At 65.5% G+C, this 714-nt stretch carries 1 protein-coding gene; it reads left to right on the forward strand.

Annotated features, from left to right (window positions below; translation table 11 throughout):
* Window positions 1–13: 13 nt before the first annotated feature.
* Window positions 14–714: DegT/DnrJ/EryC1/StrS family aminotransferase (locus NW843_RS10530; RefSeq protein ID WP_414522911.1), on the forward strand; the 701-nt coding region annotated here is incomplete at its 3' end.

A 714-nucleotide genomic window follows, 5' to 3' on the forward strand; every position in this document is an offset into this window, starting at 1 on the left:
CAAAGGCAGCACCATGACGGAGGAGCCGATTCCGCTGCTGGATTTGACGGGGCAGTACCGCGCTTTGGCCGGGCTGTTGCAGCCGCAGCTGGAAGCGCTGCTGGCCTCTGGCCAGTACATCGGCGGGGCGGCGGTGCAGCGCTTTGAGGAGCAGTTTGCCCAGTTTTTGGGGGGTGGCCCCCTGGAGGCCGTCGGCTGCAATTCCGGCACCGATGCCTTGGTGTTGGCTTTGCAGGCTTTGGGCATCCAGGCGGGGGATGAGGTGCTCACCAGTGCCTTTAGTTTTTTTGCCTCGGCTGCCGCCATCAGCCGGGTGGGGGCGCGTCCGGTGTTTGTGGATGTGGATCCGTGCACCTTTAACCTGGATCCGCAGCTGCTGGAAAGGAGCATCTCCCCCCGCACCAAGGCGGTGGTGGTGGTGCATTTGTTTGGGCAGGCGGCCAACATGACCCAGATTCTGGCTATTGCCCGGCGGCACGGCTTGGCGGTGGTGGAAGATTGTGCCCAGGCGGTGGGGGCCTGCTGGGGGGGCAGGCCGGTGGGCACTTGGGGGGAGGTGGGCTGCTTCAGCTTTTTTCCCAGCAAGAATCTGGGGGCGGCTGGGGATGGGGGGGCGGTGGTGACGCGGGATCCCCAACTGGCCAGTCGGGTGCGGGCGCTGCGGGAGCATGGGCAGACCCGTCCGTACCACCACGAGTATCTGGGTCTCAACAG

The organism is Synechococcus sp. R5-12 (assembly GCF_047502655.1).
In the GTDB taxonomy this organism is placed as follows: Bacteria; Cyanobacteriota; Cyanobacteriia; order Thermostichales; family Thermostichaceae; genus Thermostichus.